Genomic DNA, 16,299 nt, shown 5'->3' with positions numbered 1-16,299 from the left:
GTTGTTTTTATTCAGTGGTCTCAATATTGATACGCACTGTAAAATCATGGCAATGCGCCATTGATTTGGCGCCAGCTTACCAGACACATTCTGCCTCGATTAGCGAAATTGCTTGGCAAACGCTGTGATTTATCAAATTCAGCCAGAGCGCTGCGGTTTTGAGGCCCTGTGCTAAGCTGGCGACCCTTTTTTAGCAGTGGAGTCTGGGCGATGAAGGCACGCATCCAATGGGCGGGCGAAGCCATGTTCCTCGGTGAGTCGGGTAGCGGTCATGTGGTGGTCATGGACGGCCCGCCGGAAGCCGGAGGCCGTAACCTTGGGGTGCGCCCGATGGAAATGTTGCTGCTGGGCGTCGGTGGTTGCAGCAATTTCGATGTGGTCAGCATCCTGAAGAAGTCGCGCCAGGCCGTGGAAAGCTGCGAAGCCTTTCTGGAAGCCGAGCGCGCCACTGAGGACCCCAAGGTATTTACCAAGATCCATATGCATTTCGTGGTCAAGGGCCGTGCGCTCAAGGAAGCCCAGGTCAAGCGTGCCATTGAGTTGTCCGCCGAGAAGTACTGCTCGGCGTCGATCATGCTGGGTGCCGCAGGTGTGGTCATCACTCATGATTACGAAATCATCGAGTTGGGCTGACTGCTGGAATCGCAGGCAAGAGAAAGGGCGCTGCGAGCGCCCTTTTTCCGGTTTGAATTTGACGCACTTTTAGATTCTATAGGTGCTTTTGGTCATGACCTTGGCCATCAGGCTCATTCCGAACCTCACCGGTGCTGGAAAACGGAAGCCGCCGGCGTCTAGAGCGCTTTCTGCATGGTGTTCTTCATCGATGCGCATCTGCTCAAGAATCGCCCGGGACTTTTCGTCTTCGGCCGGCAGCTGCTCCAGATGTTCATCCAGGTGCTTGCAGACCTGATGTTCCGTCGCGGCGACAAATCCGAGGCTGACTTTGTCGCTGATCAACCCGGCGGCAGCGCCGATACCAAACGACAAGCCATAAAACAGTGGGTTCAGAACGCTGGGGTGGCTGCCCAACTGGCGGATACGCTGTTCGCACCAGGCCAGATGGTCGATCTCTTCCTCGGCTGCATGCTCCATCGCTGCACGTACCTGCGGCAACTTGGCGGTCAGCGCCTGGCCTTGATACAGCGCCTGGGCACAGACTTCACCCGTATGGTTGATACGCATCAGGCCGGCCACGTGACGGGTATCCGTTTCGCTCAGCTGCGCATCGGGCTGCACGATGGCGGGCGATGGGCGGTAGGGTTGGCCGCTGAATGGCAGCAGTGTGCGCATGGCCATGTCGGCTTGCAGCAACAGACGGTCAATCGGCGAGTAGTGACGTTGGGTAGTCATGCTGACCTCCGGGAAGAATCTCGGCGGCCAGTTTACCGCAAGAGAGGGCGAAGCGTTTGCGCTGAGTCAATTCGACTCCGGCCCTCAGCCTGGCGGCCAGTTCATCTGACGCTGACCGAGCACATGCATATGGATGTGATAAACGGTCTGCCCGCCCAACTCATTGCAATTCATCACGACCCGAAAACCCTCTTCACAACCTAGCTCCAGGGCCAGGCGTTGGGCTGTAAAGAGGATATGGCCGGCCAAGGCCTTATCATCTTCAGTCAGATCATTCAGGGTGCGGACGGGCTTTTTCGGAATAACCAGAAAATGTACCGGCGCCTGCGGGGCGATATCGTGGAAGGCGAGGACTTGATCATCTTCATAGATGATCTTCGCGGGTATTTCTCTGTTGATGATCTTGGTGAACAGAGTATCCACAGCTGTTTCTCCATTATGAAAATGCAGGGTGAGTGTACCCAGGCGATCAGCGCGGGCAATAGGCCTTGTTGATGGCGCCGGCAATCTTGCGGGTCAGCCAACGCGGGCTGAGGCGTGGGCTGAATGCGAGCCAGCGGTTGCGGCGCCCGGGAATGATGATGGCTTTGTTCTTTTCCAGCGCGCGCACAGTGTAGAGCGCGACTTCTTCCGGGCTCATCAGTTGCTGGCTGTGGTCAAGTTTCGCCGTATCCATCTGCGCGGTGCCGAAGAAGGCGGTGCGCGTAGGGCCCGGGCAAAGTACCGAGACCTTGATGCCACACGTCTTCAACTCTTCGCGCAAGCCTTCTGAAAAGTGCAGTACATAGGCTTTGCTGGCGTAGTAGCTGCTCATCCATGGGCCCGGTTGGAAGGCTGCGACCGAAGCAACGTTTAGAATCTGCCCGCCACCGTGCAGCGCCATGGCATTGCCGAGGGCATGGCACATGCGGGTCAGGGCCAGGATGTTGACTTCGATCAGGTCCTGCTCGGTCATCCAGTCCTGGGCCAGGAACGGCCCGCTGGTACCAATGCCGGCGCAGTTGACCAAAAGATCAATCTGTCGCTCGCCCTCTTCAAGCTCCAGCAAAAAACCGGACAAACGCAGCGGCTCGCCCAGGTCGCAGGCACGAAACAGCACCTCGACGCCGAAGCGTTGGGTCAATTCCAATGCAATGCTTTCCAACTGATCACGCTGGCGGGCCACCAGAATCAAGCTGCGGCCGCGTCGAGCCAGGGCTTCGGCCAAAGCCAGGCCGATGCCGCTGGAGGCACCGGTGATCAGAGCGTAACGGGTCATGCCTTTCTCCATCGCAACGCCGCCGACCTGTGACAGTGGCATCACAGGTGGCGGGCGTTTCTTCACTGTTCTGGAGAGTCTACAGGTTCGGCCGCGTCGTCAGCACTTTGCGCTGCGGCTTCATCCACAATCACGCTTTGGTCGACGTCTTCATCGGAGGTGATGGAGCTGCTTTCGTAACTGCTGTCCATATTGGCTTCAAGTTGGTCCAGATAACCGTTCATGCCCAGGGTCAGGCCGATGATGAGCATCAATGGAATAAACGCCAGCCACAGCGAGGCCAGGATTTTCACCGCTGTAGAGTTCGGTGGTGGCGGTGCGCCGTATTGGTTGGCACCCGCGTTCCCCGGCAATACCAGCAACAGGATAGGGAAAACGCTATTGACCAGTGGAACCAGGTTCAGCAAGTACAGCCAGCCAGACCAGCCCAGGTCGTGCAGGCGCTGCACACCGATTTGCACGCTCACCACGACGAGTCCAACAAATAGCGCGAAACCCAGCAGCGAGCCGAGAATGATGGCGATTGTTGGCGAGGCAGTCGCCACCGCGAAGCCGACGGTACTGATGATGCCAGCAGCCACAAGCATCGCGACGGTCAGTGCCAGCGTCCAGGCCAGGTAACGCAGGCGGCCGATGCGCCCGTTTATGGTGAATACCTTGAGGGTGGCGAACTCCGGCAAGTCATCGCCAACCGCAGCGCGTGGCGGGGCATAAGGTGAAGCTTCGGAGCGGGAAAAGTCGGAGCCAGGAGAGCTCGTCTCGTGGGTTTCGGCCAGGCTGAATGCTACGGGTTGTTCGGCTTCGATGCGTGCGTCGACCCCGGCGTTTTTCAATGCCGTCAGATAGGTTTCGGCATCGGGGCGGGAAAGGTCGCGTTTGAGCGCGACCGGGCGGCCGGTAAAGAGTTTTTCAATCGCCTCGACATCACTCTTGAACAGCTCGGCGAGGTTCAGCTTGGCGGTGGTGCTTTCGACACCCGGGAGCAAGGCTCCGTCAAACACAATCTTGAAACGGTTGTCGCTCATGCGGGCATCCTTGTCACTTAATCAGGGAAGGTGTGCAGGCCCGTCCAATCGGCGGGCCGTGCAGTGGGTCAGCGTGGCCAGCGCAGTTGCGCGGCATGCTCGCGTGCTTTGCGGTATTCGGCATCCAGGCGGGCGACGAGTTCATCGACGCTGGGTAAATCATCGATTTCACCGACGCCCTGACCGGCGGACCATACAGTTTTCCACGCTTTGGCCTCATCACTCAATGGTTTGAGTTTGGAGCCGAAATTGACTTCACCTTTGCCTTGCAGCGCGGCGAGGTCGAAACCGGCATTTTCCAGGCTCTGGCGCATAAAGCTCGCAGGTACGCCGGAGACTGCGGGAGTGTGCACGATGTCGGCGGCGCGCGATGTGAGCAGCATCTCTTTATAGGCATCTGGCGCGTGGCTTTCGGTAGTACCGATAAAGCGCGTGCCGAAATACGCCAAGTCGGCTCCCAGCAACTGGGCTGCGAGAATTTCGTGGCCGTGGTTGAGGCAACCGGCCAGCAGCAGGGTTTTGTCGAAGAATTGGCGAATTTCGGCAATCAGCGAGAAGGGACTCCAGGTGCCAGCATGGCCGCCGGCACCAGCGGCTACGGCGATCAGGCCATCGACGCCCGCCTCAGCGGCTTTCTCGGCATGGCGTCGGGTCGTGACGTCATGAAACACCAGGCCGCCGTAGCTGTGGACGGCATCTACCAATTCCTTCACCGCACCGAGGCTGGTAATGACGATAGGCACCTTGTGCTCCACACAGATCGCCAAATCGGCCTCCAGCCGGGGGTTGCTGTTATGCACGATCAGGTTCACGGCATAGGGCGCTGGGTTGTCCAGCTGCGCCAGGCCAGCTTCGATTTCTTCCAGCCAAGCCTTGAAACCGCTGCTCTCGCGTTGGTTGAGCGCCGGGAAGCTCCCAACCACCCCGTTGCGACAGCAGGCCAGGACCAGTTGCGGGTTGGAGATCAGAAACATCGGCGCAGCCACCACGGGCAGGCGCAGACGTTGTTCCAGCAAAGCGGGCAGCGACATTGGAGGTTCCCCGAGTAATTGAAGTTAGAACGGTTTGACCACGACCAAAATTACGATAGCCAGCAATATCAGAACCGGCACCTCATTGAACCAGCGATAAAAGACATGGCTGCGGGTGTTCTCGCCACGGGCGAAGCGTTTCACCTGCGCGCCGCACATATGGTGGTAGCCGATAAGTAGCACGACCAAGGTCAACTTGGCGTGGATCCAGGCACCGGATTGGAAAATGCCTGGATTGAGCGCCAGCATCCAGATGCCGAAGACCAGTGTGGCAACCATCGCCGGCCCCATGATGCCCCGGTACAGTTTGCGCTCCATGACACTGAAGCGTTCTTTGCTGGCGGTGTCTTCGCTTTGAGCGTGGTAGACGAACAGTCGCGGCAGATAGAACAGCCCGGCAAACCAGCAGACGATGCTGACGATGTGGAAGGCTTTTATCCATAGATAGAGCATTTTAGTTATTCCCAGGTTCACGGTAACGAAGATAGTAGTGGCTCATGCGCCCGTACGTCACGTTGACGGTTGTCGCAGAACGATGCGGCCCCTATTATCGACGGCTTTCCAGTGGGTTCGTTGAGGGCAGGTTTATGGTCAAGGTCGGTATTGTCGGCGGCACGGGTTACACCGGTGTCGAATTGCTGCGTCTGTTGGCCCAGCATCCGCAGGCTGAGGTGGTGGTCATCACTTCCCGATCCGAAGCTGGGCTGGCCGTGGCCGATATGTACCCGAACCTGCGAGGCCACTATGACGGCCTGGCGTTCAGCGTGCCGGATATCAAGACCCTGGGCGCCTGCGATGTGGTGTTCTTTGCCACGCCTCACGGTGTTGCCCATGCGTTGGCGGGTGAGTTGTTGGCGGCCGGTACAAAGGTCATCGACCTGTCGGCGGACTTCCGCCTGCAGGATGCCGATGAGTGGGCCAAATGGTACGGCCAGCCCCACGGTGCGCCGCAGTTGCTGGAGGAGGCGGTCTACGGCCTGCCGGAAGTCAATCGTGAGCAGATCAAGCAAGCACGCCTGATTGCGGTACCGGGTTGCTATCCGACTGCTACGCAACTGGGCTTCCTGCCATTGCTGGAAGCTGGTTTGGCGGATGCTTCGCGCCTGATCGCCGACTGCAAGTCGGGTGTCAGCGGGGCGGGGCGCGGCGCGGCGGTAGGTTCTCTGTACTCTGAAACGTCGGAAAGCATGAAAGCCTATGCGGTAAAGGGGCATCGTCACTTGCCAGAAATCCGCCAGGGGCTGCGTCGCGCTGCCGGCAAGGACGTGGGCCTGACCTTCGTGCCACACCTGACTCCGATGATCCGTGGGATTCACTCCACGCTGTATGCGACCGTTACTGACCGCTCGGTAGACCTTCAGGCATTGTTTGAAAAGCGTTATGCCAATGAGCCGTTCGTCGATGTAATGCCGGCGGGCAGCCATCCGGAAACCCGCAGTGTGCGTGGCGCCAATGTGTGCCGTATTGCAGTGCATCGCCCGCAGGATGGCGACCTGGTCGTGGTGCTGTCGGTGATCGACAACCTGGTCAAGGGCGCGTCGGGCCAGGCGGTGCAGAACATGAACATCCTGTTCGGCCTGGATGAGAAGCTGGGTCTCTCCCATGCGGGCATGCTGCCTTAACGCTGATAGGCTGTTGCGCAAAAGGCCCGCTGATCGGGCCTTTTGCGTTTTTAATGGCGGCTGCTCGGATTGATATGCCGTAACAATAGTTGACCGCTTTTCTAGGAGAAGCGGATAATACCGGCCATTACGCATATGACGGCGCTACGCCGGGAGATTATCAGCATGAGCGTTGAGTCCTTCACCCCCACGGCTTTGCAATTTACCCACGGTGCTGCGCACAAGGTGAAGAGCCTGGTCGATGAAGAGGGTAATGATCGCTTGAAGCTGCGCGTATTCGTTACGGGCGGCGGTTGTTCAGGGTTTCAGTACGGTTTTACCTTCGATGAAGATGTGGCCGATGACGACACCATCGTCGAGCGCGAGGGCGTCAGCCTTGTCGTGGACCCGATGAGTTTCCAATACCTGGCAGGTGCCGAGGTGGATTACCAGGAAGGTCTGGAAGGCTCGCGTTTCGTGATCAAGAACCCTAATGCCACCACTACCTGTGGTTGTGGGTCTTCGTTCTCGATCTGATCGGTCACCTCGTCCGCAACAAAAAAACGCCGCCGGGCTTTGATTAAGCCAGGCGGCGTTTTGCTGTCTGGGCTTCAGGCGGGGTAGATCGCGCCGAGTACCCGAAGGCCGCTGGCACCTGTGACACTGGGGCGGTTGGCGGCGATGCCTTCCAGGCAGCAATGAGCCAGCCAGGCGAAGGCCATGGCTTCTACCCAGTCGGGGTCTACGCCGTAGGTGGCTGTGCTGCTGACGTGGGTGGTGGGCAACAGCGCTGTCAATCGATCCATCAGTGTTTTGTTATGGGCGCCGCCGCCGCAGATCAGCAAGGTCTCTGTGGTTGGTTGGGCGCTTTGCAGGGACTCGACGATGGTGAGGGCCGTCAGTTCCAGTAACGTGGCCTGTACGTCCTGGGGTTCAAACACAGGCAAACGGGCAAGGTGCTCCTGCAGCCAGGCGAGGTTGAATACTTCGCGACCTGTACTTTTTGGGCCTTTGGTCAAGAAGAACGGGTCGCTGAGCAATGTGTTGAGTAGCCGGGGCTGGACCTTGCCGCTGGCAGCCCATTGCCCGTCGCGATCAAAGTGTTCGCCGCGCTGCAGGTGAATCCAGGCATCCAGGAGGACGTTGCCCGGGCCGCAGTCGAAGCCGGCGACAGGTTTGTTCGTCTCAATCAGGCTGAGGTTGCTGAACCCGCCAATATTCAACACCGCGCGGTTGCCCGTGTGTTCGCCGAACAAGGCTTCATGAAACGCAGGAACCAAGGGCGCACCCTGGCCGCCAGCGGCAACATCACGGCTGCGGAAGTCGCTGACTACGGTGATGCCAGTCAGCTCAGTGAGCAGGGCGGGGTTGCCGATCTGCACGGTGAAGCCTCGGGCGGGTTCGTGGCGAATCGTCTGGCCATGGCTGCCAATCGCGCGAATGTCTTGAGGCTTCAAGTTGTGCTGATCCAGCAAGGCGTGGATGCCTTGGGCGGCCAGCGTGACCCACTGTTGCTGGGCAATAGCAGACCGGGCGATTTCATCAGGGCCGCTGGCGCACAGGCTCAATAGCTCAGTGCGCAAGGTGTCGGGCATGGGAATGTAGCGGGTGGCGATCAGATTGATCGCCGTGCCTTGTTCAATGAGGGCGATATCCAGGCCGTCGAGGCTGGTCCCGGACATCACACCGATATAGAGCGGCATACCTTAACGCTTCGCCGAAGCCAGCAAGGTGGAGCGCTCTTGATCCATCCGCGCCATCAGCGGTTGGCTCTGTTGCATGAAGCGCGCACGTTCGGCTTTGGCGATCGGGTCGGCCATTGGCAGCTTCTGGCCCAATGGGTCAACGTGTACGCCATTGACCTGGAACTCATAGTGCAAGTGCGGCCCTGTGGACAGGCCAGTAGTGCCGATGTAGCCGATGACTTGGCCCTGTTTCACGTTGCCGCCTGTCTTGACGCCCTTGGCGAACCCTTGCATGTGGCCATACAGCGTTCGGTAGGTATTGCCGTGCTGGATGATCACCGTATTGCCGTAACCGCCGCGACGTCCCGCCAACAGTACTTTGCCGTCGCCAGCTGCCTTGATAGGCGTACCGCGCGGAGCGGCATAGTCGACGCCCTTGTGCGCGCGGATTTTATTCAGAATTGGATGCTTGCGACCCATGGAAAAACGCGAGCTAATACGGGCGAAGTCCACAGGTGTGCGGATGAAGGCCTTGCGCATGCTGTTGCCATCAGCGGTGTAATAGCTGCTATTGCCTTGTTTGTTCGTGTAGCGCACAGCGGTGTAGGTTTTGCCGCGGTTGGTGAAGCGTGCAGAGAGAATGTTGCCTGTGCCTACTACTTTGCCGTTGGCGACTTTTTGCTCGTAGATTACGTCGAATTCGTCACCCTGGCGGATGTCCTGGGCGAAGTCGATGTCGTAGCCAAATACGCTGGCCATGTCCATGGTCATGCTGTGCGAAAGGCCTGCGCGGGCGGCCGATTGCGACAGGGAGCTGTTGATCACGCCGTGTACATAGGCTGAACGCATGACCGGCTTGGTGGTGATGCGGTTGAAGGCAAAGCCTTTGGCGCCTTTGCTCAGGCTGATGCTTTCCAGGTCGCTGATGCTGGTGTGCAGGTTGTTCAACTGCCCGTCGGGCGTCAGTTCGAACTCAAGCTTTTGACCGTGTTTGAGCTGGGTAAATTGCTTGGCTTGCTTATCGCTGGCCAACACCTCGGTGACGGTAGCGGCAGGCAGTCCGACCTTTTCGAACAGCGTTGATAGCGTGTCGCCTCTGCTGACGATGACCTCGCGATGCTGAGGGCTCTTGGCTGCGGCTACCGCAGGTTGGTCCTGGGTGGCTTGTTGGGTGTCTTCGGGCGCGCTTTCGATGTGTGCGAAAGGCGATTCGGTCGAGGTATTTGTGGCTTGTTGGGCGTCGGAAGCGTCTTGATCTTGTGTCAGTTGCTCAACAGGGCTCTCGAGGTCGAGGCTAAGGGATGTTCGTTTGGCTTCTACGTCACTGGAAGGGAATACCAGGAGTGCCAGGCTGAGAAGGGCGGCGATACCACTTGCGGCGAGCAGGTGGGTCTTCGGGTAAAGCGGCGGCGCTTTAGACGGTTCAGTGGTCATAGGTAATTTTGACTTTGAAGATGAAATGGAAAAGATGAATGACATGATGAAGATGAAATAACTGTATAAAATATAACCAAATCATCTGTGGCGCAAGCTCGCGAATGCTGGGCTTGCTGAACGGTGTCCGTGCGCAGGGCAAAACTTGTAATTAGTCCCTGATCTTGTATGGTTGGTTCCCTTTTGAATCTGAGCCTTGCGGGTCTGTTATGAAGTCGGTTGAAGAGCAGCTAGCGCTGATAAAACGTGGTGCGGACGAACTGTTGGTCGAGTCTGAGCTGATCGAAAAGCTCAAGCGCGGCCAGCCCCTGCGTATCAAGGCTGGCTTTGATCCGACCGCGCCGGATCTGCACCTGGGTCACACCGTGCTTATTAATAAGCTGCGTCAGTTCCAGGAGTTGGGTCACCAGGTCATCTTCCTCATTGGTGACTTCACCGGAATGATTGGTGATCCGAGTGGCAAGAGCGCGACGCGCCCGCCGCTGACTCGCGAGCAGGTGCTCGATAATGCCGAGACCTATAAGACACAGGTATTCAAGATCCTTGATCCAGCCAAGACCGAGGTGGCGTTCAACTCCACCTGGATGGATGAGATGGGGCCGGCAGACTTCATTCGCCTGACCTCCCAGTACACTGTGGCGCGCATGCTCGAGCGCGATGACTTCGACAAACGCTACTCCACCAATCAGCCAATCGCGATCCATGAGTTCCTTTACCCGCTTGTTCAGGGGTATGACTCAGTAGCGCTGCGTGCGGATGTTGAGCTGGGCGGCACCGATCAGAAGTTCAACCTGCTGATGGGGCGTGAGCTGCAGCGTGCATATGGTCAGGAGGCTCAGTGCATTCTGACCATGCCGTTGCTTGAGGGGTTGGATGGCGTCAAGAAGATGTCCAAGTCCTTGGGTAACTATGTTGGCATTCAGGAAGCGCCGGGTGTGATGTACGGCAAGCTGGTTTCCATTCCGGATGCTTTGATGTGGCGTTACTTCGAACTGTTGAGCTTCCGCTCGATGGACGAAATTAACGCGCTGCGTGCGGATGTAGAGGCAGGTGCCAATCCTCGCGATGTGAAGATCAAGCTGGCAGAAGAGATTGTTGCGCGCTTCCATGGTGAGGAGGCTGCGGCCAATGCTCACCGCGCTGCGGGTAATCGTATGAAGGATGGCGAGCTGCCTGACGATCTGCCGGAAATTGAGTTGACGGCTGTTGAGGCGATGCCGATTGCGGCTGTTCTTAATAAGGCGGGCCTGGTAAAGAACTCGGCGGTCGCTCGTGATCTCTTGGGGTCGGGCGGCGTGCGTATAGATGGTGAGGTAGTTGATCGCACCTTTATATACGAGCTGGGCGCTACTCATGTGTGCCAGGCAGGAAAGAAAGCATTTGCGCGCATTACGCTCAAATCCGAATAAGACTGAAATTAGGTGTTGACGGCGAATTATATCTGTCTATAATTCGCCCCACTTCCGGCGCAGTCGAAACGTAAAACTCCTTGGTAAACAATGAGTTATGAAGTTTTCGGCAGCAAGTAGCTTCAGTTCATCGAAGCCCAAAGGAAGTTGAAAAAGAGGTGTTGACAGCAGCGTGTAACGCTGTAGAATTCGCCTCCCGCTGATGAGAGATCAGAGGCGCAAGTGGTTGAAGTTGTTGAAGAAATCTTCGAAAGCTTCTGAAAATAATCACTTGACAGCAAATGAGGCTGCTGTAGAATGCGCGCCTCGGTTGAGACGAAAGCTCTTAACCAACCGCTCTTTAACAACTGAATCAAGCAATTCGTGTGGGTGCTTGTGGAGTCAGACTGATAGTCAACAAGATTATCAGCATCACAAGTTACTCCGCGAGAAATCAAAGATGTAACCAACGATTGCTGAGCCAAGTTTAGGGTTTCTTAAAAACCCAAAGATGTTTGAACTGAAGAGTTTGATCATGGCTCAGATTGAACGCTGGCGGCAGGCCTAACACATGCAAGTCGAGCGGTAGAGAGAAGCTTGCTTCTCTTGAGAGCGGCGGACGGGTGAGTAATGCCTAGGAATCTGCCTGGTAGTGGGGGATAACGTTCGGAAACGGACGCTAATACCGCATACGTCCTACGGGAGAAAGCAGGGGACCTTCGGGCCTTGCGCTATCAGATGAGCCTAGGTCGGATTAGCTAGTTGGTGGGGTAATGGCTCACCAAGGCGACGATCCGTAACTGGTCTGAGAGGATGATCAGTCACACTGGAACTGAGACACGGTCCAGACTCCTACGGGAGGCAGCAGTGGGGAATATTGGACAATGGGCGAAAGCCTGATCCAGCCATGCCGCGTGTGTGAAGAAGGTCTTCGGATTGTAAAGCACTTTAAGTTGGGAGGAAGGGTTGTAGATTAATACTCTGCAATTTTGACGTTACCGACAGAATAAGCACCGGCTAACTCTGTGCCAGCAGCCGCGGTAATACAGAGGGTGCAAGCGTTAATCGGAATTACTGGGCGTAAAGCGCGCGTAGGTGGTTTGTTAAGTTGGATGTGAAATCCCCGGGCTCAACCTGGGAACTGCATTCAAAACTGACTGACTAGAGTATGGTAGAGGGTGGTGGAATTTCCTGTGTAGCGGTGAAATGCGTAGATATAGGAAGGAACACCAGTGGCGAAGGCGACCACCTGGACTGATACTGACACTGAGGTGCGAAAGCGTGGGGAGCAAACAGGATTAGATACCCTGGTAGTCCACGCCGTAAACGATGTCAACTAGCCGTTGGGAGCCTTGAGCTCTTAGTGGCGCAGCTAACGCATTAAGTTGACCGCCTGGGGAGTACGGCCGCAAGGTTAAAACTCAAATGAATTGACGGGGGCCCGCACAAGCGGTGGAGCATGTGGTTTAATTCGAAGCAACGCGAAGAACCTTACCAGGCCTTGACATCCAATGAACTTTCTAGAGATAGATTGGTGCCTTCGGGAACATTGAGACAGGTGCTGCATGGCTGTCGTCAGCTCGTGTCGTGAGATGTTGGGTTAAGTCCCGTAACGAGCGCAACCCTTGTCCTTAGTTACCAGCACGTAATGGTGGGCACTCTAAGGAGACTGCCGGTGACAAACCGGAGGAAGGTGGGGATGACGTCAAGTCATCATGGCCCTTACGGCCTGGGCTACACACGTGCTACAATGGTCGGTACAGAGGGTTGCCAAGCCGCGAGGTGGAGCTAATCCCAGAAAACCGATCGTAGTCCGGATCGCAGTCTGCAACTCGACTGCGTGAAGTCGGAATCGCTAGTAATCGCGAATCAGAATGTCGCGGTGAATACGTTCCCGGGCCTTGTACACACCGCCCGTCACACCATGGGAGTGGGTTGCACCAGAAGTAGCTAGTCTAACCTTCGGGAGGACGGTTACCACGGTGTGATTCATGACTGGGGTGAAGTCGTAACAAGGTAGCCGTAGGGGAACCTGCGGCTGGATCACCTCCTTAATCGACGACATCAGCTGCTCCATAAGTTCCCACACGAATTGCTTGATTCATTGAAGAAGACGATAAGAAGCAGCCCGAAATTGGGTCTGTAGCTCAGTTGGTTAGAGCGCACCCCTGATAAGGGTGAGGTCGGCAGTTCGAATCTGCCCAGACCCACCAATTTTGTGTGGGAAACGCCTGTAGAAATACGGGGCCATAGCTCAGCTGGGAGAGCGCCTGCCTTGCACGCAGGAGGTCAACGGTTCGATCCCGTTTGGCTCCACCACTACTGCTTCTGTTTGTATAAAGCTTAGAAATGAGCATTCCATCGCTGTGATGGTGAATGTTGATTTCTAGTCTTTGACTAGTTCGTTCTTTAAAAATTTGGGTATGTGATAGAAAGATAGACTGAACGTTACTTTCACTGGTAACGGATCAGGCTAAGGTAAAATTTGTGAGTTCTCTTAATTGAGAAATTCGAATTTTCGGCGAATGTCGTCTTCACAGTATAACCAGATTGCTTGGGGTTATATGGTCAAGTGAAGAAGCGCATACGGTGGATGCCTTGGCAGTCAGAGGCGATGAAAGACGTGGTAGCCTGCGAAAAGCTTCGGGGAGTCGGCAAACAGACTTTGATCCGGAGATGTCTGAATGGGGGAACCCAGCCATCATAAGATGGTTATCTTGTACTGAATACATAGGTGCAAGAGGCGAACCAGGGGAACTGAAACATCTAAGTACCCTGAGGAAAAGAAATCAACCGAGATTCCCTTAGTAGTGGCGAGCGAACGGGGACTAGCCCTTAAGTGGCTTTGAGATTAGCGGAACGCTCTGGAAAGTGCGGCCATAGTGGGTGATAGCCCTGTACGCGAAAATCTCTTAGTCATGAAATCGAGTAGGACGGAGCACGAGAAACTTTGTCTGAATATGGGGGGACCATCCTCCAAGGCTAAATACTACTGACTGACCGATAGTGAACTAGTACCGTGAGGGAAAGGCGAAAAGAACCCCGGAGAGGGGAGTGAAATAGATCCTGAAACCGTATGCGTACAAGCAGTGGGAGCCCACTTTGTTGGGTGACTGCGTACCTTTTGTATAATGGGTCAGCGACTTATTTTCAGTGGCGAGCTTAACCGAATAGGGGAGGCGTAGCGAAAGCGAGTCTTAATAGGGCGTCTAGTCGCTGGGAATAGACCCGAAACCGGGCGATCTATCCATGGGCAGGTTGAAGGTTGGGTAACACTAACTGGAGGACCGAACCGACTACCGTTGAAAAGTTAGCGGATGACCTGTGGATCGGAGTGAAAGGCTAATCAAGCTCGGAGATAGCTGGTTCTCCTCGAAAGCTATTTAGGTAGCGCCTCATGTATCACTGTAGGGGGTAGAGCACTGTTTCGGCTAGGGGGTCATCCCGACTTACCAAACCGATGCAAACTCCGAATACCTACAAGTGCCGAGCATGGGAGACACACGGCGGGTGCTAACGTCCGTCGTGAAAAGGGAAACAACCCAGACCGTCAGCTAAGGTCCCAAAGTTATGGTTAAGTGGGAAACGATGTGGGAAGGCTTAGACAGCTAGGAGGTTGGCTTAGAAGCAGCCACCCTTTAAAGAAAGCGTAATAGCTCACTAGTCGAGTCGGCCTGCGCGGAAGATGTAACGGGGCTCAAACCATACACCGAAGCTACGGGTATCACGTAAGTGATGCGGTAGAGGAGCGTTCTGTAAGCCTGTGAAGGTGAGTTGAGAAGCTTGCTGGAGGTATCAGAAGTGCGAATGCTGACATGAGTAACGACAATGGGTGTGAAAAACACCCACGCCGAAAGACCAAGGTTTCCTGCGCAACGTTAATCGACGCAGGGTTAGTCGGTCCCTAAGGCGAGGCTGAAAAGCGTAGTCGATGGAAAACAGGTTAATATTCCTGTACTTCTGGTTATTGCGATGGAGGGACGGAGAAGGCTAGGCCAGCTTGGCGTTGGTTGTCCAAGTTTAAGGTGGTAGGCTGGAATCTTAGGTAAATCCGGGATTCTAAGGCCGAGAGCTGATGACGAGTCATCTTTTAGATGACGAAGTGGTTTATGCCATGCTTCCAAGAAAAGCTTCTAAGCTTCAGGTAACCAGGAACCGTACCCCAAACCGACACAGGTGGTTGGGTAGAGAATACCAAGGCGCTTGAGAGAACTCGGGTGAAGGAACTAGGCAAAATGGCACCGTAACTTCGGGAGAAGGTGCGCCGGTGAGGGTGAAGGACTTGCTCCGTAAGCTCATGCCGGTCGAAGATACCAGGCCGCTGCGACTGTTTATTAAAAACACAGCACTCTGCAAACACGAAAGTGGACGTATAGGGTGTGACGCCTGCCCGGTGCCGGAAGGTTAATTGATGGGGTTAGCTAACGCGAAGCTCTTGATCGAAGCCCCGGTAAACGGCGGCCGTAACTATAACGGTCCTAAGGTAGCGAAATTCCTTGTCGGGTAAGTTCCGACCTGCACGAATGGCGTAACGATGGCGGCGCTGTCTCCACCCGAGACTCAGTGAAATTGAAATCGCTGTGAAGATGCAGTGTATCCGCGGCTAGACGGAAAGACCCCGTGAACCTTTACTATAGCTTTGCACTGGACTTTGAATTTGCTTGTGTAGGATAGGTGGGAGGCTTTGAAGCGTGGACGCCAGTCTGCGTGGAGCCAACCTTGAAATACCACCCTGGCAACTTTGAGGTTCTAACTCAGGTCCGTTATCCGGATCGAGGACAGTGTATGGTGGGTAGTTTGACTGGGGCGGTCTCCTCCTAAAGAGTAACGGAGGAGTACGAAGGTGCGCTCAGACCGGTCGGAAATCGGTCGTAGAGTATAAAGGCAAAAGCGCGCTTGACTGCGAGACAGACACGTCGAGCAGGTACGAAAGTAGGTCTTAGTGATCCGGTGGTTCTGTATGGAAGGGCCATCGCTCAACGGATAAAAGGTACTCCGGGGATAACAGGCTGATACCGCCCAAGAGTTCATATCGACGGCGGTGTTTGGCACCTCGATGTCGGCTCATCACATCCTGGGGCTGAAGCCGGTCCCAAGGGTATGGCTGTTCGCCATTTAAAGTGGTACGCGAGCTGGGTTTAGAACGTCGTGAGACAGTTCGGTCCCTATCTGCCGTGGACGTTTGAGATTTGAGAGGGGCTGCTCCTAGTACGAGAGGACCGGAGTGGACGAACCTCTGGTGTTCCGGTTGTCACGCCAGTGGCATTGCCGGGTAGCTATGTTCGGAATAGATAACCGCTGAAAGCATCTAAGCGGGAAACTAGCCTCAAGATGAGATCTCACTGGGACCTTGAGTCCCCTGAAGGGCCGTCGAAGACTACGACGTTGATAGGTTGGGTGTGTAAGCGCTGTGAGGCGTTGAGCTAACCAATACTAATTGCCCGTGAGGCTTGACCATATAACACCCAAGCAATTTGACTACTCTAACGAGCATCAGATTGCGGTGTGTGAAGACGAAAATGAACCG

The 16,299-nt window shown here is 55.7% G+C and carries 12 protein-coding genes, 2 tRNA genes and 2 rRNA genes; 8 read left to right on the top strand and 8 right to left on the bottom strand.

The window, feature by feature from the left end; genetic code table 11:
* Positions 1-210: 210 nt before the first annotated feature.
* A complete protein-coding gene (locus tag BLU48_RS25395) occupies positions 211-633 on the top strand; it encodes an OsmC family protein (RefSeq protein WP_003194686.1) in 423 nt (140 codons plus the stop codon).
* Between the two features lie 69 nt (positions 634-702).
* Here the strand turns inward: BLU48_RS25395 and coq7 are convergent, their stop codons facing one another.
* From coq7 to hemJ, 6 genes are all read right to left on the bottom strand, one after another.
* Complete coding sequence (gene coq7 / locus BLU48_RS25390) at positions 703-1,350, bottom strand: 2-polyprenyl-3-methyl-6-methoxy-1,4-benzoquinone monooxygenase (protein ID WP_056846879.1); 648 nt, start codon at positions 1,348-1,350, stop codon at positions 703-705.
* Between the two features lie 84 nt (positions 1,351-1,434).
* Positions 1,435-1,773, bottom strand: a complete 339-nt coding sequence (locus tag BLU48_RS25385) for a histidine triad nucleotide-binding protein (RefSeq protein ID WP_017128660.1) — start codon at positions 1,771-1,773, stop codon at positions 1,435-1,437.
* 46 nt (positions 1,774-1,819) lie between these two features.
* Positions 1,820-2,608: an SDR family NAD(P)-dependent oxidoreductase gene (locus BLU48_RS25380; RefSeq protein ID WP_046069777.1), complete on the bottom strand. Its 789-nt coding sequence runs from the start codon at positions 2,606-2,608 to the stop codon at positions 1,820-1,822.
* A gap of 62 nt (positions 2,609-2,670) precedes the next feature.
* A complete protein-coding gene (locus BLU48_RS25375) occupies positions 2,671-3,633 on the bottom strand; it encodes a DUF805 domain-containing protein (RefSeq protein ID WP_056846878.1) in 963 nt (320 codons plus the stop codon).
* Between the two features lie 68 nt (positions 3,634-3,701).
* Positions 3,702-4,664 carry an NAD(P)H-dependent flavin oxidoreductase gene (locus BLU48_RS25370; RefSeq protein WP_057013903.1) on the bottom strand — a complete coding sequence of 321 codons (963 nt, stop codon included), beginning with the start codon at positions 4,662-4,664 and terminating at the stop codon, positions 3,702-3,704.
* 24 nt (positions 4,665-4,688) lie between these two features.
* A complete protein-coding gene (gene hemJ / locus BLU48_RS25365; protein ID WP_057022957.1) occupies positions 4,689-5,117 on the bottom strand; it encodes a protoporphyrinogen oxidase HemJ in 429 nt (142 codons plus the stop codon).
* Between the two features lie 134 nt (positions 5,118-5,251).
* On the opposite strand from hemJ, the gene argC reads away from it, so the two are divergent.
* Positions 5,252-6,286, top strand: a complete 1,035-nt coding sequence (gene argC, locus BLU48_RS25360) for an N-acetyl-gamma-glutamyl-phosphate reductase (RefSeq protein ID WP_057013901.1) — start codon at positions 5,252-5,254, stop codon at positions 6,284-6,286.
* Between the two features lie 165 nt (positions 6,287-6,451).
* Positions 6,452-6,802 (top strand): iron-sulfur cluster insertion protein ErpA, encoded by a 351-nt coding sequence (gene erpA, locus BLU48_RS25355; protein WP_003176443.1) that lies wholly within the window; start codon positions 6,452-6,454, stop codon positions 6,800-6,802.
* A 74-nt stretch (positions 6,803-6,876) separates the two neighbouring features.
* Here erpA and BLU48_RS25350 read toward each other — a convergent pair whose 3' ends face one another.
* Positions 6,877-7,968 carry an anhydro-N-acetylmuramic acid kinase gene (locus BLU48_RS25350; protein WP_057022958.1) on the bottom strand — a complete coding sequence of 364 codons (1,092 nt, stop codon included), beginning with the start codon at positions 7,966-7,968 and terminating at the stop codon, positions 6,877-6,879.
* A 3-nt stretch (positions 7,969-7,971) separates the two neighbouring features.
* Positions 7,972-9,384, bottom strand: coding sequence for a peptidoglycan DD-metalloendopeptidase family protein (locus tag BLU48_RS25345; RefSeq protein ID WP_057022959.1), 1,413 nt, complete (start codon positions 9,382-9,384; stop codon positions 7,972-7,974).
* A 209-nt stretch (positions 9,385-9,593) separates the two neighbouring features.
* On the opposite strand from BLU48_RS25345, the gene tyrS reads away from it, so the two are divergent.
* The 5 genes from tyrS (at position 9,594) to BLU48_RS25315 (ending at position 16,230) form a co-directional block, all read left to right on the top strand.
* A complete protein-coding gene (gene tyrS / locus BLU48_RS25340) occupies positions 9,594-10,793 on the top strand; it encodes a tyrosine--tRNA ligase (protein WP_057022960.1) in 1,200 nt (399 codons plus the stop codon).
* Between the two features lie 496 nt (positions 10,794-11,289).
* A 16S ribosomal RNA gene (locus BLU48_RS25330) occupies positions 11,290-12,826 on the top strand.
* 82 nt (positions 12,827-12,908) lie between these two features.
* A tRNA-Ile gene (locus tag BLU48_RS25325) sits at positions 12,909-12,985 on the top strand.
* 30 nt (positions 12,986-13,015) lie between these two features.
* Positions 13,016-13,091 (top strand) — tRNA-Ala (locus BLU48_RS25320).
* A gap of 247 nt (positions 13,092-13,338) precedes the next feature.
* Positions 13,339-16,230, top strand: a 23S ribosomal RNA gene (locus tag BLU48_RS25315).
* The 16S and 23S rRNA genes sit together here with 2 tRNA genes alongside, the layout of an rRNA operon.
* The last annotated feature ends 69 nt before the right edge of the window (positions 16,231-16,299 follow it).

Origin of the sequence: Pseudomonas synxantha (genome assembly GCF_900105675.1) — a bacterium.
GTDB classification, from domain to species: domain Bacteria; phylum Pseudomonadota; class Gammaproteobacteria; order Pseudomonadales; family Pseudomonadaceae; genus Aquipseudomonas; species Aquipseudomonas synxantha.
The sequence above is the reverse complement of the archived record's forward strand: the minus strand, read 5'-3'. Positions and strand labels throughout refer to the sequence as shown.

Excerpts from the sequence above, each read along its gene's own strand:
- BLU48_RS25350 (WP_057022958.1), bottom strand. The coding sequence starts at position 7,968 with ATGCCGCTCTATATCGGTGTGATGTCCGGGACCAGCCTCGACGGCCTG.
- BLU48_RS25380 (WP_046069777.1), bottom strand. The coding sequence starts at position 2,608 with ATGACCCGTTACGCTCTGATCACCGGTGCCTCCAGCGGCATCGGCCTG.
- erpA (WP_003176443.1), top strand. The coding sequence starts at position 6,452 with ATGAGCGTTGAGTCCTTCACCCCCACGGCTTTGCAATTTACCCACGGT.
- argC (WP_057013901.1), top strand. The coding sequence starts at position 5,252 with ATGGTCAAGGTCGGTATTGTCGGCGGCACGGGTTACACCGGTGTCGAA.
- BLU48_RS25345 (WP_057022959.1), bottom strand. The coding sequence starts at position 9,384 with ATGACCACTGAACCGTCTAAAGCGCCGCCGCTTTACCCGAAGACCCAC.
- BLU48_RS25370 (WP_057013903.1), bottom strand. The coding sequence starts at position 4,664 with ATGTCGCTGCCCGCTTTGCTGGAACAACGTCTGCGCCTGCCCGTGGTG.
- BLU48_RS25375 (WP_056846878.1), bottom strand. The coding sequence starts at position 3,633 with ATGAGCGACAACCGTTTCAAGATTGTGTTTGACGGAGCCTTGCTCCCG.
- hemJ (WP_057022957.1), bottom strand. The coding sequence starts at position 5,117 with ATGCTCTATCTATGGATAAAAGCCTTCCACATCGTCAGCATCGTCTGC.
- tyrS (WP_057022960.1), top strand. The coding sequence starts at position 9,594 with ATGAAGTCGGTTGAAGAGCAGCTAGCGCTGATAAAACGTGGTGCGGAC.
- coq7 (WP_056846879.1), bottom strand. The coding sequence starts at position 1,350 with ATGACTACCCAACGTCACTACTCGCCGATTGACCGTCTGTTGCTGCAA.
- BLU48_RS25395 (WP_003194686.1), top strand. The coding sequence starts at position 211 with ATGAAGGCACGCATCCAATGGGCGGGCGAAGCCATGTTCCTCGGTGAG.